Source organism: Roseburia sp. 1XD42-34 (assembly GCF_009917385.1).
Classification (GTDB): domain Bacteria; phylum Bacillota; class Bacilli; order Bacillales; family Amphibacillaceae; genus Virgibacillus.
In genome coordinates, this window is the sequence record NZ_QWLJ01000017.1 from 43,227 (window position 1) to 60,641 (window position 17,415).

A 17,415-nucleotide genomic window follows, 5' to 3' on the forward strand; every position below is an offset into this window, starting at 1 on the left:
TGAGTGCTTGTATGCCAGTTGCTCTCATGGGATGATACATAAGTTAAATACGATGAAAAATAGCTCGTTTGTCTGTAAACGTTGTAACATAATTAAACCCGATTTGGCGTAATCGTTCTATGGCGCCAGTCACGCCATATCCAACGGTCGTTGCGACATGGGAATCAGAACCAATAGTAATAATTTCCCCTCCACATGCTTTATATAACGTTAAAATATCATTACTCGGCATAGCATTTGGTAATCCGTATCGTAAGCCAGACGTATTGATTTCAATTCCTTTACCAGCAGGAATGATTTCTTGAAAAATCTTCGTCAATAAGTCATGAAAATCATACTTGGCTTGTTTATTTTTTGTATAACGTTTGACTAAATCAATATGTCCTAAAACTTGAAAATCTTTAAAATGAGTAACGCAGTAAAGTAGTTCTTCATAATATTTTCGGTAAGCATCCTCCACTGTTTGCTGTTGAAAAAAATCACTTGTATGAAGGGACTGCTTATTCGTCGTGTGCATGGAACAAATAACAAAATCAAAATATGCTGCTTTTACTATTTGTTGGCAACTTGTTAATAAATGGGGCTGAACACCAATCTCTAATCCTTTGCGTATCACAATCTGATCTTGATATAGACACTGCATTTCATTAATTTTTGCATCATAGTTTGGTAAATCAAGCGAAAAATCAATGGTAGGGTCTGGGTAATCTTCATCGATATGCTCTGTAAAACAAATTTCCGTTAACCCTTTTTGAATCGCCACTTCAATTGTTTCTTCCATTGGTGTTTCGCAATCTGCAGAAAAATCACTGTGGATATGAAAATCAAACATAAAAAATTCTCTCCCTTTGGTTGACTTTTTAATCTATAATTATTAGAATACTATATAACTTTACTTAGATAAAGTGATAAAGAGATAAAATATTTTTGAAAAAATCATAACTCTAAAGTCGCCTAGTTGCTGGGCGATGGACCCAGACGTGAATAGTCAGTTATTTCGTTATTCACGAGCACCTCATTTTATACTTTCTTATCTTATAAAGAAAGGAGAAATATTAACCATGCAACCTTCATTACAGACATCCTGTTGGGGGAACAAGCTTCTTCAACAGCGTGACGAATTACTTTCCATTTTAAAGCAGCGCGTTAAAACTTACGGATACAAGCAAATACAGACAGCAGCATTTGAGACTTATGATCTTTACGCAGCTAACCCTAAAATCGTTAACACTGACGATATGGTCAAAATTATGGATACATCTGGAAAGGTACTTGTCCTGAGACCGGATGCTACCATCCCGATAACACAGCAAATCGCTGCTAATCAGGTAAATGTAAATGACGATGTACGTTTATTCTATATTATGGATGTTTTTGGTTACCGATTTGAAAACGAGCAAAAACAACGTACGCAAGCGGGTGTGGAATATTTTACTAGCCGCACACCAACTGCTGATGCTGAAGTTATTGCACTAGCCATTCATATATTAAAAGATTGTGGTTTTCCTACATTTAAATTTGAAATTGGTCATGCTGGTTTTTTTCGTGCATTAATCGCCCAAGCGAATCTGGCTGATGATCAAATTGCTCCATTGCAAACCTTTATTCAAACAAAGAACATCGCCGAGATGGCAGAGTATTTAGCAACTCTCCCTATTGATGAAACATTAAAACAAGCGATGCAGCACATCCCTTTTCTTTACGGGGAGCCAAATCAAGTGATGGAGGAAATCAAACAGCACGGATTAAATGGCATGGTGCAAACAGAACTGAATTATTTGATTGATGTATACGATAGTATTCAAGCTTATGAATTGACCGATCAGATTGTATTTAACCTAGGGCTGATCAATGATATGGACTATTATTCAGATGTTATTTTCCAAGGGTTTGTCAATCAAGCTGGAAAGCCTGTCGTCATGGGTGGAAGATACGATCGGTTAGGTGATCGCTTTGGAGCACATATCCCCGCAATTGGATTTGCTTTTGATGTAGATTTATTATTCACAGCAGCAAAACAACACGGCTTGGTCAAGAGATTGAGCTTAGATGAACCAATTACTATTTATTATGATTTTCAGAAGCAAAAAGAAGCTTTAGCAATAGCTCTACAGTTACGTGAACAAGGCTATGCCGTCATTAGCTATCTGAAACAAAATGATCTACAGACCATACCTGAAATGGGGGAACAGATTCATTACGGAGCAGATCAACCTACACTGTATCAGAATGGGCGCGCTTATCCATTTCTCGATGTATCTGACTTAGTCAAATTGCTACAAGAAAGGGGGAATTAAATGGCAGAGTTCACGATTGCCGTTGCCAAAGGTCGTACAGCAGATCATTCTATTAGACTATTAAACAGCATGGGAGTTACATTTGAGCAACTAACTCCTTTTAGCAGGAAACTTGTTTTTTATAGCAGTGACGAAACCATACGATTGATTTTCGTTAAGGCAATGGATGTCCCCACGTATGTAGAAAAAGGCGCTGCGGATTTGGGGATTGTTGGAAAAGACAATATTTTAGAATCACAAGCAGATATTTATGAAGTACTCGACTTAAAAATCGGCACTTGCAAATTTGCCGTTGCTGGAAAACCTGGTCAGCAATTGGATGCATTCCAGTCATTAACGATTGCAACAAAATATCCAACCGTCACAAGAAATTACTTTTCTCGTAAGGGCAAGCCAATCGAGATCGTCAAACTAAACGGTTCTGTCGAATTAGCGCCGCTCATTGGGCTGGCTGATGTTATTGTCGATATCGTCGAAACCGGTAATACGTTAAAGGAAAACGGATTAGTTGTGTTGGAGCAAGTAGAGTCGATTAGTACGAGACTCATTGTTAATAAAGCAAGCTTCGCACTTAAATCTCTAGCGATACAGTCGTTTATCAATACATTTAAACAAAGCTTGGAGGAATCGACATGGAACGCTTAACAGCGATGCAATATTGGGGTAAAAAACTGAAAAGAGCCCAACGTACCGCGCAAAAAGAAAAAGCACTTGATCAAACTGTCCTAGAAATTATTCAGTGCGTACGAAACAAAGGGGATCAAGCAATTCGCTCCTTTACGGAAAGATTTGATGGCGTGAGCATAGAGACCTTTATGGTTACAGAAGAGGAGTTCAATGAAGCTCGAAAGTCCGTCCCCCCTTCCTTTGTAAAAGCAGTGAAAACCGCTGCCAAAAATATTACCCAATTCCATGAGAAGCAGCTCGAACAGTCTTGGCTTGATATGAGCAAAGCTGGAACAATGGTTGGACAAAAAGTGACTCCTTTAGATCGGGTAGCCATTTATGTACCAGGAGGAAAAGCAGCTTATCCATCAACGGTGCTTATGAATGTCATACCAGCTAAAATTGCCGGTGTGAATCATATTTACCTCACTACACCACCACAAGCAGACGGTAAAATCAATCCATATGTATTAGTAGCAGCAAAAGAAGTTGGCGTCGAAACAATTTATAAAATCGGCGGTGCCCAATCGATTGCCGCTTTCGCTTATGGAACAGAAACCATACCAAAAGTACAAAAGATTACTGGACCAGGAAATGCCTATGTAGCGAGTGCTAAAAAATGGGTGTATGGCGATGTAGCGATTGATATGATCGCAGGACCGAGTGAAATTTGCATCGTTGCTGATGAGACAGCTAATGCAAACTTTGTAGCAGCAGACCTGCTGTCACAAGCAGAGCATGATGAAGAAGCACGAGCGATTTGTATTACGACGAGCATAAAACAAGCAGAGGCAGTCGAGCGGGCGGTACAAGAGCAAACAAAACGTTTGGCACGAAAAGCGATTATTCAAAGATCACTAGACCAGCATGGACAGATAATTGTTGCTGATACAATGGAGGTAGCATTTGCCATTGTAAATGACATCGCCCCGGAACATTTACAATTGATGATTGCCGAACCGATAGAAAAGCTTGGAGCGGTTAAGCATGCAGGTGCCATATTTTTAGGCAATTATTCCCCAGAGGCATTAGGGGATTATGTAGCAGGTCCAAATCATACATTACCGACAAACGGCACGGCGGCGTTCGCCTCTCCGCTCGGTGTCTATGATTTCATGAAAAAATCAAGCGTGATTTATTATGATAAACGCTCTCTGTTAGCCGCTGCGGATACCATTATAGAGTTAGCCAATACCGAGCAGCTGACTGCACACGCCCAGTCTGTGCAAATACGAAAGGAGGAGTAGCACGATGCGAAGCTATGAAGTCAACCGATCGACAACAGAAACAGTTATCGCTTTAAAGCTAGCTATCAACGGGACTGGAGATTCATCCATTGAAACAGGAATCGGGTTTTTCGACCATATGTTAACCCTATTAACCAAGCATGGATTATTCGATTTACAAGTAGACTGTCAGGGAGATTTAGAGGTGGATCAGCATCATTCCGTAGAGGATGTTGGCATCGCATTTGGTGAAGCCTTCCGCAACGCTTTAGGAGATAAAGCTGGAATTACGCGTTATGCCAGTGTTACTACTCCGATGGATGAGGCGCTATCGACCGTATCCCTTGATATAAGTGGTCGATCGTATCTCGTCTATCAAGTAGAAGGTTTAAAGGATAAAGTAGGCGATTTTGATACGGAACTGGTGGAAGAATTTTTTCAAGCGTTTGCTAGTAATGCGAAAGTAACTTTGCACATTCATAACGTTTACGGAAAAAATACGCATCATATTATTGAATCCATGTTCAAAGGATTCGGCCGCGCCCTTGATATAGCAACACAGAAAAGCGGAAGGGTGACAGGCATTCCCTCTACCAAAGGAACTCTGTAAGAGATAACAGTAGATTAGCAACACAAGCTTCCTAACAACTAGCAGACGGGAAATTTTGACAAGGTGAATCTGCTTAGCATCAAAACAAAAGAGGCTTGTCTTTATGTAGTCAAAAACAAGAAAGCTGTGATGGCAAGACTGCTATTTAGAGAAAAAGGGGCACTCTTTTTCATGTCCGATTCAGATGGTAGTCTCTATCCTGTTTTTTATTTAAAAGAAAGGAGCGAAAATATGATTTCCATTATCGATTACGGAGCTGGCAACATGAAAAGCTTGCAATTGGCCTTAGAAAAAACGGGAATGAACTCCCAAATAACAACCGATGAAGCAACCATTAAAAAAAGTGATGCTATTATTTTACCGGGTGTCGGTGCCTTTCAGGACGCTATGCGAGTTCTAAAAGAACAAGGATTATTTTCCATTATTAAACAGGAAGTTGCCAAGGGAAAACCACTCCTTGGCATCTGTCTAGGAATGCAATTATTTTTTGAATTAAGTGAAGAAGATGGAGAAACAGAAGGCTTTGGCTTTTTAAGTGGGAAGGTATGTAAAATTTCCGGTGATGTAAAAGTTCCACATATGGGCTGGAATAATCTTATCAAGCATAGAAATAGCCCATTATGTAATAACCTTCCGACAGATGCATTTGTCTATTTTGTCCATTCCTATGCAGCTGGTGGATTAGACGCAAATACACTTGTTGCTAGCACCATATACGGGGACACCATACCTGCTATAGTGCAACAAAATAATATTGTCGGCATGCAATTTCACCCGGAAAAAAGTGGGTCAACAGGCCTGGAACTATTAGCAAATTTCAGGGAGATGATACGATGATTTTATTTCCTGCCATTGATATGAAAGACGGGAAATGTGTTCGATTAACACAAGGAAATTACGATCAAGTGAATATTTATAGTGATTCACCTGTCACCATTGCAAAAAAGTGGGAATCACAAGGCGCAACATACCTACACCTTGTTGACTTGGATGGGGCAAAATCAGGCGTTTCCACCAATCAGCGCTTCATCCGGGAAATTGCTCAAGAAACTAGCCTACCTACTCAAGTTGGAGGTGGTATCCGTAGTATACAAGTTATGGAAGCATACTTATCCGTAGGAATTGATAGGGTCATTCTTGGGACTGCTGCTATAAAAGATCAGGCTTTTTTACAAGCCGCTCTCTCCCAATACCCTCATCAAGTTGCTGTATCCATCGATGCGCGAAATGGATATGTTGCAACAGATGGATGGACAAAGACAAGCACTGTCAACGCCATCGAACTTGTCAAAGAATTGGAAAGTATGGGTTTACAAACAATCATTTATACAGATATTTTAAAAGATGGTATGCTGAAAGGTCCTAATTTCCAAGAGCTTGCGCGATTACAAAATGCTACTTCTATGCAGATTATCGCTTCAGGTGGGGTAACAACCAGCAAAGATATTACGACGCTGACAAAGATGGGCTTGTATGGAGCGATTATTGGAAAAGCACTTTATGATGGCTCACTCACTTTGCCAGCAAGTTTGGAGGCAGTAAAAACATGTTAGCTAAACGAATTATCCCATGTTTAGATGTTGATAAAGGTCGTGTTGTCAAAGGAAAAAAATTTACCGACATTCAAGATGTGGCCGATCCTGTGGAATTAGCCAAACGGTACAATCAAGATGGCGCAGATGAGCTTGTTTTTTATGACATCACAGCTTCCAATGAGGATCGGGATATATTTATCGAGATGGTAGAAAAAGTGGCTGCTGAAATCGCAATCCCTTTTACAGTTGGAGGCGGTATTCGCACCATTGAAGATATACACCGTGTATTACGAGCAGGCGCTGATAAAGTTTCCATTAATAGCGCTGCCGTCCGCCACCCAGCATTGATTACAGAAGCAGCGCAGAAATTTGGCTCACAGTGCATCGTCCTATCGATTGACGCCAAGCAAACAACTAAAAATTATTGGCAGATCTATATCAATGGAGGCAGAAAGCAAGCATCTTTTGAAGCTATTGACTGGGCAAAGCAAGGAGAAGCACTAGGGGCGGGAGAGCTTGTACTGAATGCCATTCATACAGACGGGGGAAAAAATGGCTATGATTTAGACTTGATACAAGCTATTGCTTCAACAGTAAATATTCCGATCGTTGCCAGTGGTGGTGCTGGTAAAAAGGAGCACTTTGCCGAAGTTTTGCAACCAGGCTATGCAGATGCAGCTTTAGCCGCATCCGTATTCCATTACAGTGAAATACCCATACCAGCATTAAAAGACTATTTAGATCAGCAAGGTATTCCGGTGAGGAGAGATAATAATGAAACAAGTAACTTTTAATGACCATGGGCTTATTCCTGCTATTGTGCAGGACGCGGATACAGGGGAAGTGTTAACATTAGCTTATATGAATGAGGAAGCAATAGAGAAAACATTAGCTACTAAAGAAACGTGGTTTTATAGCAGAAAGAGCCAAGCATTATGGAACAAAGGAGCGACGTCTGGAAATAAACAAATCGTCCAGTCCGTTTCTTTCGATTGTGATCAAGACGCTATTTTATTACAAGTAAAACCGCTCGGTCCAGCTTGTCATACAGGGGAAAGTACTTGTTTCCATCAAGAGCTTCTTCAAGAACAACCTGCTTCTTTTGCCATGATAAATCAATTAGCTAAAAAAATTAAAACTCGAAAGGAAACCCCCATTGCAGGTGCATATACAACATACTTGTTTCAAGAGGGGATTGACAAAATCTTAAAAAAAGTAGGCGAAGAAGCAAGTGAAGTCATTATTGGCGCCAAAAACAACGATAAAAAAGAAATAATATGGGAAATTGCTGATTTGGCCTATCATACACTTGTGTTGATGGAACTGTTAGGTATTTCCGTTAGGGATATTAAGCATGAACTACAAAAAAGGCATATACAAAAAGGGGATTCAAATAATGAAGTATTGGAGTGAGGCAGCCAAACGCTGTACACCTTACGTCCCCGGTGAGCAGCTAAATGATCCAACTATTATAAAGCTAAATACGAATGAAAATCCTTATCCACCATCACCAAAAGTACAGTTAGCCATTAAAAAAGAGATGGAGCAAGGGTTGCACCTCTACCCATCACCGACAGTGGATAGTTTAAGAAGTGCCATTGCCAAACAAGAAGGTACAACTAAGGAATCCGTTTTCGTAGGAAATGGATCAGACGAAGTGCTCGCTTTTGCGTTTATGGGACTATTTTCACCACAGCGGACGATCTGTTTCCCGGCAATTACGTATAGTTTTTATCCCGTTTATGCAAATTTATTTCAAATTCCATATGAAAAAGTACCTTTAATAAATGATTTCACATTAGATGAAACAGCATTTTTTTATTCAGAAGGTGGTGCCATTTTACCAAATCCAAATGCACCTACCAGTATTTTTACCAGTTTAGATATGATTGAGAACATAGTGAAACATAACCCTGACAATGTCGTGATTATTGATGAAGCATATGTTGATTTTGCACCAGAAACTGCTGTAGCTCTAACGCACAAGTACGAGCAACTGCTGATTGTAAAAACTTTTTCAAAATCACGTTCTTTAGCTGGGTTACGCGTTGGCTATGCGATCGGGCATCCACATTTAATTGAAGCCTTAACATGCATCAAGGATTCCTTTAATTCATATACCATTGACCGTCTGGCAATAGTCGGAGCAAAAGCAGCGATAGAAGATACTGCTTATTTTAAGCAAACGACACGACGTATCCTGCAAACTCGTAATTGGACGCGTGAACAATTGCAAGAACGTGGTTTCAGCGTCCTGCCAAGCGCTACTAATTTTCTATTTGCCCACCATCCCGACTATGAGGCGGAAAAATTATATCAACAGTTAAAGGAGAAAAAAATCCTCATTCGTCATTTTCGTAATCCAGAGATTACAGATTATATGCGGATTACCATTGGTACAGACGAAATGATGAAGAAGTTTTTGCTAGTGTTGGATCAGGTAATGAAGGGTGAGTAACGGTGATGTTGTTATCTAGTGGGAAAAGATTCGGCAAGAAATAGTAACGTCTTCGGTAGAGCTTAAAATTGGGTAACGTGCTTTATGGAATCCCGTTTGGTTTAATTTTATTCCGAATGTAAGTGTCGTAAGTTTCTACTTTGGTAAGTCCGCGTAAATACAGAAAAATCTAATAGATACAGAACCTAAATTCCGGATTCGTTCAAGAGTCTTAGGCCACCCCCTTATAGTACTAATAATCATCGGGGATGAACTTCACCCCGATGATGGTATGTTATTTTATATGAACGTTTCAACTTTGGCATCTTTCTTTAGTGCTTCTACTCGTTTTTGCAATTGTTCATTTGTTTTTTCTTCTTTTAGGGTTTGCTTGATTTGATCTTTCAAATCTTCTAGTTTGCCTATTTCCTCACTTTGTTCCTTGATTTGTTTATAATAATCTTCCACTTCTTTATCTGTTACTTTTATGTCAAACTCGGACTCCAAGTATTGCGAAGTGATCAGATTATCTCTCAACATGTTTTTAAATTGGTCTTCGTTCAGCTGAAATTGTTCCAAAGCAGTATTTAAGCGTTCTGCTCCTTCTTTTTTAATGGTATCAAATTCTTTCTGTACTTCATCATCCGATACTTCAATCCCTTTATCGGAAGCATCCTGATTTATTAATTGTTGATTTACAAGCATATCTATCGTTTGTTGTTTTAACTGATCATTATCCACATCCTGATTAAACTGTGTATTCATCGTTTTCAACTGTAAATAAGCAGGATTGTACCGCTCCCCTTTTATTTCTTCACCATTTACAGAAACCACAGCTTTTTCTTTATCCACTTTTTCTTCATCCGTTATTTTAACAGGCTCCGGCTGTTTCCCTCCATCTTCTGTGTTGCCTTCTTCCTGTTGCTCCTCTTGTTGTGCGGTTTTATCCGCTTCCTTATCCCCTCCGCAAGCAGCTAATACCATTGCCAGCGTTAAGGTTAAAGCAAATATAATCCACTTTTTCATCAAGCCATCCCTCTTTTCATTTTGAGTGTCCTTTTCATTCAAACATATTTGCCATAAGCTTTGCAAGTAGTCCAAAAGAGCGGCGCCGCTTTTGAAAGCTACTATGACTCGCTTTAAGCCATATATTTACAATCTAACAACAAATGTCTAGCTACGTACCATGATTGTGCCACAACTGTTGTCCATCTTCCCTATGTTTATTCTACACTACATACGATATACAATTCAAACAAGCGCTTACGATAAGAAAAAGACCGGTAGTGTATGAATGTTGCACCTCGGCGCAAGATTTTCTCGTTTCAGTGTATGACTCGCTTCGGTCGGTGCATAACTTGCTTACTGTGGCGCGAGCAACTTTCTCGCTGTAGTGCGTGATTTTTTCTCGGACATGGGCGGACTTTCTCGCTTCGATGCATGACTTTGAGCAATGATTCAAGATAGAAAGACAAGTTAGCTCGATTTATGAACAAAGGCGCAGGACGCCCGTTTAGCAACAATAGTGACTGGAGGGGATCAACTAAAGTTTTAGAAATCATGCTCCTGCAACAGGAGTATGCCGACGCCTGAGCGGCAAGCCCGTATTTAGTCGGCCTTCCTCTTAGCTACAACCAATGATGACTTATCGTAGAGCTATTTCGTGAAATCGTCTAGTTGCTGGGCGCTTGCGCCAGACGTGTCGGTTATTTCGTTATTCCCAAGCACCTCATTTCATACTTTCTTATTTTATGAAAAAGAACCCTGTCATTTAACTAAGGTCACTGAAAATCTGATGATTTTTCAGTGACCTCCAATTTAATTCAGGGTCCTTTTTTTAAAGGATAGCTTTATTTTAAAGTTGCATCTATTTCCTTAATCATTTCTTGAACTGAAACAAGTCCGCCACCTGAAAGATACCAGAATTCTGGATCTAAGTAAGCGATATTATCGTTTTTAAATGCTTTCGTTTCTTTTACCAAATCATTTTCGACAATATTCTTTGCTGCTGGTTCCTCACCAATGGCAGCACTACGGTCAATAACGTACAATAAATCTGGGTCCTGCTCCATCACATATTCAAAGGAAACATTCATACCATGCGTAGACGCTTCAATGTTTTCATCTACAGCTGGTACGCCAAACACATCATGAATGATTCCGAAACGAGACTTAGGTCCGTAAGCACTAATTTTATCGTCGTTTGCTAACGTAATAAGCGCTTTTTGATCCATTTCTTGTGCTTTCTTGTTTAGTTCTTCTATAGATGAATCAATGGTAGCTAGCTCTTCTTCAATTTCCGATTGCTTATCAAAAATTTCTCCTAATGTATTCATGTTCGCTTTAAAGGATTCCATATAATTCGCTGTATCTACACCTAAGAAAACGGTTGGAGCAAGTTCTGCTAATTGATCATAGACAGCAGATTGACGACCAGAAATGAAAATAACATCTGGGTCAATTTCAGCAATTTTTTCAAAATCAGGTTCTTTTAGGCTTCCAACATTTTCGTAATCATCACTTTCATATTTTTCTAAATAAGATGGGATTACGCCACCTTTTGCTACACCAGCAACTTCAATTCCTAATTTATCTAATGAATCAAGTACACCAAAGTCAAATACAACTACTTTTTTCGGGTTTTTTGGCACTTCTGTGTTGCCTAACTCTTGCTTAATTTCGATTGTTTCAGCTTCTGCCTCTTTGGAGTCAGATCCTTTACTATTACTACTCTCTTTATCATCACTATTTGAACCACAAGCAGCTAAAGTTAAAACAAGTAGACTTGCGAATAAAAAGAATAACGTTTTTTTCAACATATTAAATTCTCCTTTTTTCTTCATCCATTTTATTATCAAACATGTTGTATAAGTATTAGATAGATTGCGGGTTTTATTCCAGACACGCAATTTTATTTGTTTACTTTTAAGTTTTCTGCTAAGTCAAGCATATATCAACAGAACCTTAAATGAAGTCAAAATCATTTACCTTTATACATATATCTATTACAATAGATATATACGCTATCCTTCATCATGATTTGGCTTGGGGGTCAATATCATGATGGGGATTTTTATTTGTTATTAAGAACCCTTCTGGGAGCTCAAAGCAATTAAAAATAAACACAAATTCGCTTATCATCAATATTTTTAATGTCAATGTCCATATCATAAATATCTTTTAATACGCATTTATCAATGACATCACATGCTCTTCCTTGCTTGACTACTTTTCCATCTTTTAAAGCAACAATATTGTCTGAGTAACAGGAAGCAAAATTTATATCATGAATTACAATTAGCACCGTTTTCCCAAGCTCATCTACTAAATTACGTAACGTCTTCATAATTTGGACGGAGTGACGCATATCTAAATTATTTAATGGTTCATCTAGTAGTATATACTCTGTATCCTGGGCAATTACCATTGCAATATGAGCGCGCTGCCGTTGTCCACCACTGAGCTGATCTAAAAACTTATCTTGCATATCACGAAGCTCCATATAATCTATCGCCTCGTCAACTTTTTCCCAATCGTAATGAGTCAATTTCCCTTGTGAATATGGAAAACGACCAAATGATACGAGCTCACGCACCGTTAATTTTAAATTAATGGAATTCGATTGCTTTAAAATGGATATCTTTTTTGCAAGTTCGTTGTTTTTGGTTTTCATGATGTCTTGGCCATCTATCGAGATATCTCCATTATCTTTTGTAATGAGGCGACTAACCATAGAGATCAACGTACTCTTTCCTGCACCATTGGGTCCAATGAATGAAGTTATCTTTCCCTTCTCAATCGTCAGGGATACATCCTCAATCACTTTCTTCTGGTTAAATGACTTAAATACATTTTTAATATCTACCATGATTTATTCTCCTTTAACAAAAGATAGATAAAGTAAATACCACCAACAAAGTTAATGATGACACTAATCGTTGTTTCGAAGGTAAATACTTTTTCAACAATAAATTGCCCACCAATTAAAGCGATAATACTTATAAGCATAGAGCCGAGTAAAATATAGAAATGGCGGAATGTCTTCAAAAACTCATATGCCAGATTGACAACAAGTAGTCCAAGGAATGTCAACGGTCCTACTAATGCCGTAGCCATGGAAATAAACACAGCAACTATAACGAGTAAATGCTTGACAACTTTCCCATAAGGAACCCCTAGATTAATCGCGTTATCCTTACCCAGCCCTAGTACATCCAAGTATTTATAGTAGCGCATTAAATAGACAAGAAGTAACACAAAAATTCCTATGGATATATACACTAGGTCTGTGTTTACATTGTTAATGCTTGCAAACATTCGGTCCTGGGCTAACATGAACTCGTTCGGATCGATTAAAACTTGCATAAACGAAGTGATACTGCTGAAAAAAGTACCTAAAATCATCCCTACAAGGAGAAGAAAATAAATACTATGTTGCTCACTTGTAAATAGCAATTGGTATAGGAGCAATGAAAATACGACCATTCCTCCAATTGATATAAGGTAATTGACATGACTATTCATCATTACCAATGAATTAGCTCCAACTACAAAGATAATAAAGGTTTGGATCAATAAATAAAGGGAGTCCAGTCCTAACACACTTGGTGTTAAAATACGGTTATTCGTAATGGTCATAAAAATGGTTGTAGCAAAACCAATTGCTGCACCCGTTAACAAGATAGCAACAACTTTAATGATTCGTCTTGGTAAAATGTAACCTATATTCCCAGTTAGATCATAAAACATATAGAGCATTGTTAATAATATAGCGATGAATGCGAGAATCAGTGTTTTCTTTTTATATCCCATATTTTTTTCTCCTAAATAGCAGATAAATAAATAATCCACTACCGATGACCCCAACGGTCAAGCTAATCGGAATTTCATATGGATAAATAATAACCCTGCCAATAATATCACATACGAGAACAAATATTGCTCCTAACAATGCTGTATGTAACAAGCTTTTTTTCAAATGATCTCCTTGATAAATGGTTACAATATTAGGAATGATAAGACCTAAAAATGGGATAACTCCTACCGCCAAAACAACTGAGGCGGTTACAAGTGCTACAATCACAAGTCCTAAATTGACAACTTGGCGGTAATTTAACCCCAAGTTCTTGGAAAAGTCCTCCCCCATACCCGCAATCGTAAATTTATTCGCATAAAAAAAAGCAACGATTAAAACTGGGATACTGACAAACATGAGCTCATAATTACCTGTCATAATCATGGAGAAATCTCCTTGCATCCATGATGAGATGTTTTGGATTAAATCGTAGCGATATGCGATAAAAGTAGACATGGAGCTAACAATGTTTCCAAACATTAAACCAATTAAAGGTATAAATATCGCATCTTTAAATTTTATCTTCTCCAGTATCTTCATAAATGCAAATGTACCTAATAATGCAAAGGCAAATGAAACAAGCATCTTTTCGAATGGGTTAGCAGAAGTAAATAGTACCATTGCTACTAATATGCCTAACCTCGCTGAATCCAATGTTCCTGCTGTTGTGGGTGAAACAAATTTATTTCTGCTTAACTGTTGCATAATTAGCCCACAAATACTCATGCTCATCCCGGCGATTAAAATACTGAAAAGCCTCGGGATTCTCGAAATCAATAATACTTTTGCCTGCTCCTCCGATAGGTTGAATATGTCTAACGGAGAAATATTCGATACACCGACAAAGATAGATACGATGGAAAGTATAATCAACATGACCACTAAGTAACGTATTTTCATAGGCTGCCCTTCACTTTCAACTTCCCCGTATTGTTTAAAATCGTTATTATCTTTGAGTTATTATAATTAATAATGATATTCATTATCAATTAACTTCAACTAACAGTATAACAGATTTGCCTTTTTCGTCAATGAAAAAATACAATATTATTTTCATTTCAACCTGTAATATGACGCCCTTATGCACCGCATTTTTTAGTAGGTTGCAGATAGTAGCATATAGAAATAATACTGGTTTGACACATTTTCTTAACACGTTAAAGGTAATGTAAACCGCTTCCATTTTTGTTTTTATGCATTAGAAATACTTGGCTTGTCGCCAAGTATTATGGTGAAAGCCCTTTGTTTTTCTTATACTATAAATCAAAAAAATCTTATCTTTTCTCCTCTATAGTGGAACAAAGGCGCAGAGTGACCGCTTAGCAACGTAGCGAATGGAACGAATCAACGAATGATAAAGGGAACCTTCCATCAGCGGGGGTTTCTTCATCCCTGCTAATTGTTAGTTGAACGGATCGGGGATTTAGGTGCTGTTATCTCCCGCTTCGACTTGTTCAGCTCACATTTTCCATCCTTGACTTATCTTACAAAGAAAAAAAGCCGTTTTTATTTTAGGCTTCATAGGTTGTAATCATAATTTGTCATATAAATAACTGGTAGCGAGGGTTGTAAGACTGCTTCACTACCAGTTATTTATTCCCTTCCCCTCTACCTCTACTCTTCGTCAATTTCACAACAGCCTTCATCTGTACAATAAGTCGTTTTAGAGCCTTTAGGGTTCAATGATTGAAGTTTCTTTTCGGTTTGTGCTTCTTGCCAAACTTGATCAAGTGCCTGTGAAAAAACATCAACTGGTTGTGCCCCAGAAATGGCGTATTTTTCATTAAAAACGAAGAAGGGAACACCTTGAACTCCTATCTCCCTCGCTTGTTCTTGATCTGCTTTTACATTTTTTGCATAATCACTACTGCGCAGCACTGAAGCAACTGCTTCTTTATCTAATCCTACGTCAGTGGAGATTGTCTGCAATGTGTTATGATCGCTTATTAATTGAGAATCCGTAAAAAAGGCGTACATTAGTTTCTCAGCTAATTCATTTCCTTTTCCGTGACGTTCCGCATATTTTACTAATCGATGAGCTGTAAACGTATTCGTATGCTGCATCGTATCAAAACAGTAAGTTAGTCCTGCTTCTGCTGCTTGTTTTTCTATCTGTTTAGTCATTTGCTTTACCTTTTCTATTGGTAACCCTTTTGTTTTGGCAAGATACTCATACATATTTTGATCCGGTTTTTCTTCTGCGTTTGGATCCAACTGATAGCTTTTAAATTCTACCATAACATCATTTCGATTGGCAAAAGTTTCTAAAGATTGTTCCAGTCTCCTTTTTCCAATATAACAAAACGGACAGACAAAATCGAACCATATCTCAATCTTCATACCAACACCTCATTTCCATTACATTGTAGCATAGCTATTCCCATTGAATGAACAATCCTGCCTATAGAAGTTGTTGGACAAGAAGATCTCCATAAACCCCGTCCGAAAGGGGAGCATTTCCTTTTTCCCGTCTTGTTAAAGACATATATTAGCTTGCTTGGATTTACGATGGAAACATTCCATCCTTTCTATACTTACAGAACAAATCCATGAATGTACCGGCGCCTTGTTCACCAATGACAAACGCTGATACTCGAACATGAAGTTATTTTCAACTGTGATAGGAATCCAACGTTGCCCAGGAACAAGACGACATTCTTGAATACGAACTCGGCATATTAAAAATTTTCCAATCGCGTACAAAATTGGTTGGTTTGTCTGTGCATGATCTTTTCTAAAATGACTCTGATCACCTCTTATAGGATTAAAGCTCTTTTTAGGTCGGCACAAAGTATTTTGTTAAGGTTAACCCGAGTTAGATAGACAATGATTAAATGGAATGTTCTTTTTAATGATATAAGTTGTTACCTTTATCCACATATTTCCCATGATCAGGTACAGCTATATCTGCAAAATGTTCGACGAGCTTATTCAAGCCTTTCGTAAGCTTTTCTCCTTTCATGCTAACCCCATGACCTGACACGACAACTCTTGGCTCTAGATTAGCTAATTTGCATACAGAATCAAAGGCTTCGTCCCAATTGGTTGTAAAATATCTAGGTGGTCCATTAACTTCAGCAGTCTGCATAAGCACACGATAAAATGAATCTTGACGAACAGTAATAAACGCATCGCCTGAAAATAATAATCGATCACTTTCTCTATAAAAGGCTACATGGCCAGGGGTATGCCCTGGTGTATGTATCCATTTCCAGCCGTCTAAATGAGGAACTTGATGACCTTCTGGAAGGGCCTGTACAGCATTACCAAGATCGATTGGTTCATTCGGATAAAGGTCGGCAATTTTTGCTAGTAAACCACCTTCCACACTTGAATCCGGTTTTGGATAACTTTTTTCTCCACGTACATATGGCAACTCTTTTGGATGTGCATAAATAGGTACATCCCACTCTTCTATCAAGTCCGCTAATCCACCTATATGGTCAAAGTGAGCATGTGTTAAAAGAATTGCTGCAGGTTTACTGCCTTTACCAAATCGGTCAACCACAACAGATTTAATTTCCGGTGCAGCATGAGGTAATCCAGCATCTACAAGTACCCAATCTCCTTTTTCCGGATAACCGATAAATCCAATGTTCACCATTTGATCCGTATAATAGTACACATCTGATTTCACCTGTACGCCCCCACCGCTTGTGATCGATGTCATTGGAATAAACCTGTCGTGCTCTCTTTTGTGAAAATCTTGTTCCACTTTCATCTGCCTCCTTACTTTTACCGTCTATATTAGTATCTACTGCACGAAAAAAAATAACCACTCAGACATGA

The 17,415-nt window shown here is 38.5% G+C and carries 17 protein-coding genes; 9 read left to right on the forward strand and 8 right to left on the reverse strand.

Going from position 1 to position 17,415, the window contains the following annotated elements; genetic code table 11:
- Window positions 1-43 precede the first annotated feature (43 nt).
- Window positions 44-832 carry a histidinol-phosphatase HisJ family protein gene (locus D1839_RS11090; protein WP_120379965.1) on the reverse strand — a complete coding sequence of 263 codons (789 nt, stop codon included), beginning with the start codon at window positions 830-832 and terminating at the stop codon, window positions 44-46.
- Window positions 833-1,061: 229 nt separating this feature from the next.
- Here D1839_RS11090 and D1839_RS11095 point away from each other — a divergent pair, with 229 nt between their 5' ends.
- From D1839_RS11095 to hisC, 9 genes are all read left to right on the forward strand, one after another.
- Window positions 1,062-2,297, forward strand: a complete 1,236-nt coding sequence (locus D1839_RS11095) for an ATP phosphoribosyltransferase regulatory subunit (protein WP_158589648.1) — start codon at window positions 1,062-1,064, stop codon at window positions 2,295-2,297.
- Window positions 2,298-2,942 (forward strand): ATP phosphoribosyltransferase, encoded by a 645-nt coding sequence (gene hisG, locus D1839_RS11100; protein ID WP_120379967.1) that lies wholly within the window; start codon window positions 2,298-2,300, stop codon window positions 2,940-2,942.
- Complete coding sequence (gene hisD / locus D1839_RS11105; protein WP_120379968.1) at window positions 2,930-4,210, forward strand: histidinol dehydrogenase; 1,281 nt, start codon at window positions 2,930-2,932, stop codon at window positions 4,208-4,210. The genes hisG and hisD overlap by 13 nt, the downstream gene beginning before the upstream one ends.
- Window positions 4,211-4,214: 4 nt before the next feature.
- Complete coding sequence (hisB, locus tag D1839_RS11110; protein ID WP_120379969.1) at window positions 4,215-4,799, forward strand: imidazoleglycerol-phosphate dehydratase HisB; 585 nt, start codon at window positions 4,215-4,217, stop codon at window positions 4,797-4,799.
- 171 nt (window positions 4,800-4,970) lie between these two features.
- Window positions 4,971-5,636 (forward strand): imidazole glycerol phosphate synthase subunit HisH, encoded by a 666-nt coding sequence (gene hisH, locus D1839_RS11115; protein WP_330585488.1) that lies wholly within the window; start codon window positions 4,971-4,973, stop codon window positions 5,634-5,636.
- The gene (gene hisA / locus D1839_RS11120; RefSeq protein WP_120379970.1) at window positions 5,633-6,352 is read left to right on the forward strand and encodes a 1-(5-phosphoribosyl)-5-[(5-phosphoribosylamino)methylideneamino]imidazole-4-carboxamide isomerase; all 720 of its coding nucleotides are present in this window, start codon (window positions 5,633-5,635) and stop codon (window positions 6,350-6,352) included. Before hisH ends, hisA begins: the two co-directional genes overlap by 4 nt.
- Window positions 6,346-7,128 (forward strand): imidazole glycerol phosphate synthase subunit HisF, encoded by a 783-nt coding sequence (gene hisF, locus D1839_RS11125; RefSeq protein WP_120379971.1) that lies wholly within the window; start codon window positions 6,346-6,348, stop codon window positions 7,126-7,128. Before hisA ends, hisF begins: the two co-directional genes overlap by 7 nt.
- The gene (gene hisIE, locus D1839_RS11130) at window positions 7,109-7,747 is read left to right on the forward strand and encodes a bifunctional phosphoribosyl-AMP cyclohydrolase/phosphoribosyl-ATP diphosphatase HisIE (protein ID WP_120379972.1); all 639 of its coding nucleotides are present in this window, start codon (window positions 7,109-7,111) and stop codon (window positions 7,745-7,747) included. Before hisF ends, hisIE begins: the two co-directional genes overlap by 20 nt.
- Window positions 7,731-8,792, forward strand: a complete 1,062-nt coding sequence (hisC, locus tag D1839_RS11135) for a histidinol-phosphate transaminase (RefSeq protein ID WP_207710046.1) — start codon at window positions 7,731-7,733, stop codon at window positions 8,790-8,792. Before hisIE ends, hisC begins: the two co-directional genes overlap by 17 nt.
- A 279-nt stretch (window positions 8,793-9,071) precedes the next feature.
- Here the strand turns inward: hisC and D1839_RS11140 are convergent, their stop codons facing one another.
- From D1839_RS11140 to D1839_RS11170, 7 genes are all read right to left on the reverse strand, one after another.
- On the reverse strand, window positions 9,072-9,797 hold the full coding sequence (locus tag D1839_RS11140; protein ID WP_120379973.1) for a SurA N-terminal domain-containing protein: 726 nt from the start codon (window positions 9,795-9,797) through the stop codon (window positions 9,072-9,074).
- Between the two features lie 824 nt (window positions 9,798-10,621).
- Window positions 10,622-11,590: a siderophore ABC transporter substrate-binding protein gene (locus D1839_RS11145; protein ID WP_120379974.1), complete on the reverse strand. Its 969-nt coding sequence runs from the start codon at window positions 11,588-11,590 to the stop codon at window positions 10,622-10,624.
- A 293-nt stretch (window positions 11,591-11,883) separates the two neighbouring features.
- On the reverse strand, window positions 11,884-12,639 hold the full coding sequence (locus tag D1839_RS11150; RefSeq protein ID WP_120379975.1) for an iron ABC transporter ATP-binding protein: 756 nt from the start codon (window positions 12,637-12,639) through the stop codon (window positions 11,884-11,886).
- Window positions 12,633-13,583 carry an iron chelate uptake ABC transporter family permease subunit gene (locus D1839_RS11155; protein WP_120379976.1) on the reverse strand — a complete coding sequence of 317 codons (951 nt, stop codon included), beginning with the start codon at window positions 13,581-13,583 and terminating at the stop codon, window positions 12,633-12,635. The genes D1839_RS11150 and D1839_RS11155 overlap by 7 nt, the downstream gene beginning before the upstream one ends.
- On the reverse strand, window positions 13,573-14,526 hold the full coding sequence (locus tag D1839_RS11160) for an ABC transporter permease (protein ID WP_120379977.1): 954 nt from the start codon (window positions 14,524-14,526) through the stop codon (window positions 13,573-13,575). Before D1839_RS11160 ends, D1839_RS11155 begins: the two co-directional genes overlap by 11 nt.
- Window positions 14,527-15,240: 714 nt before the next feature.
- A complete protein-coding gene (locus D1839_RS11165; RefSeq protein WP_120379978.1) occupies window positions 15,241-15,966 on the reverse strand; it encodes a DsbA family oxidoreductase in 726 nt (241 codons plus the stop codon).
- Window positions 15,967-16,474: 508 nt separating this feature from the next.
- The gene (locus D1839_RS11170; RefSeq protein WP_199690082.1) at window positions 16,475-17,341 is read right to left on the reverse strand and encodes an MBL fold metallo-hydrolase; all 867 of its coding nucleotides are present in this window, start codon (window positions 17,339-17,341) and stop codon (window positions 16,475-16,477) included.
- Between the last annotated feature and the right edge of the window lie 74 nt (window positions 17,342-17,415).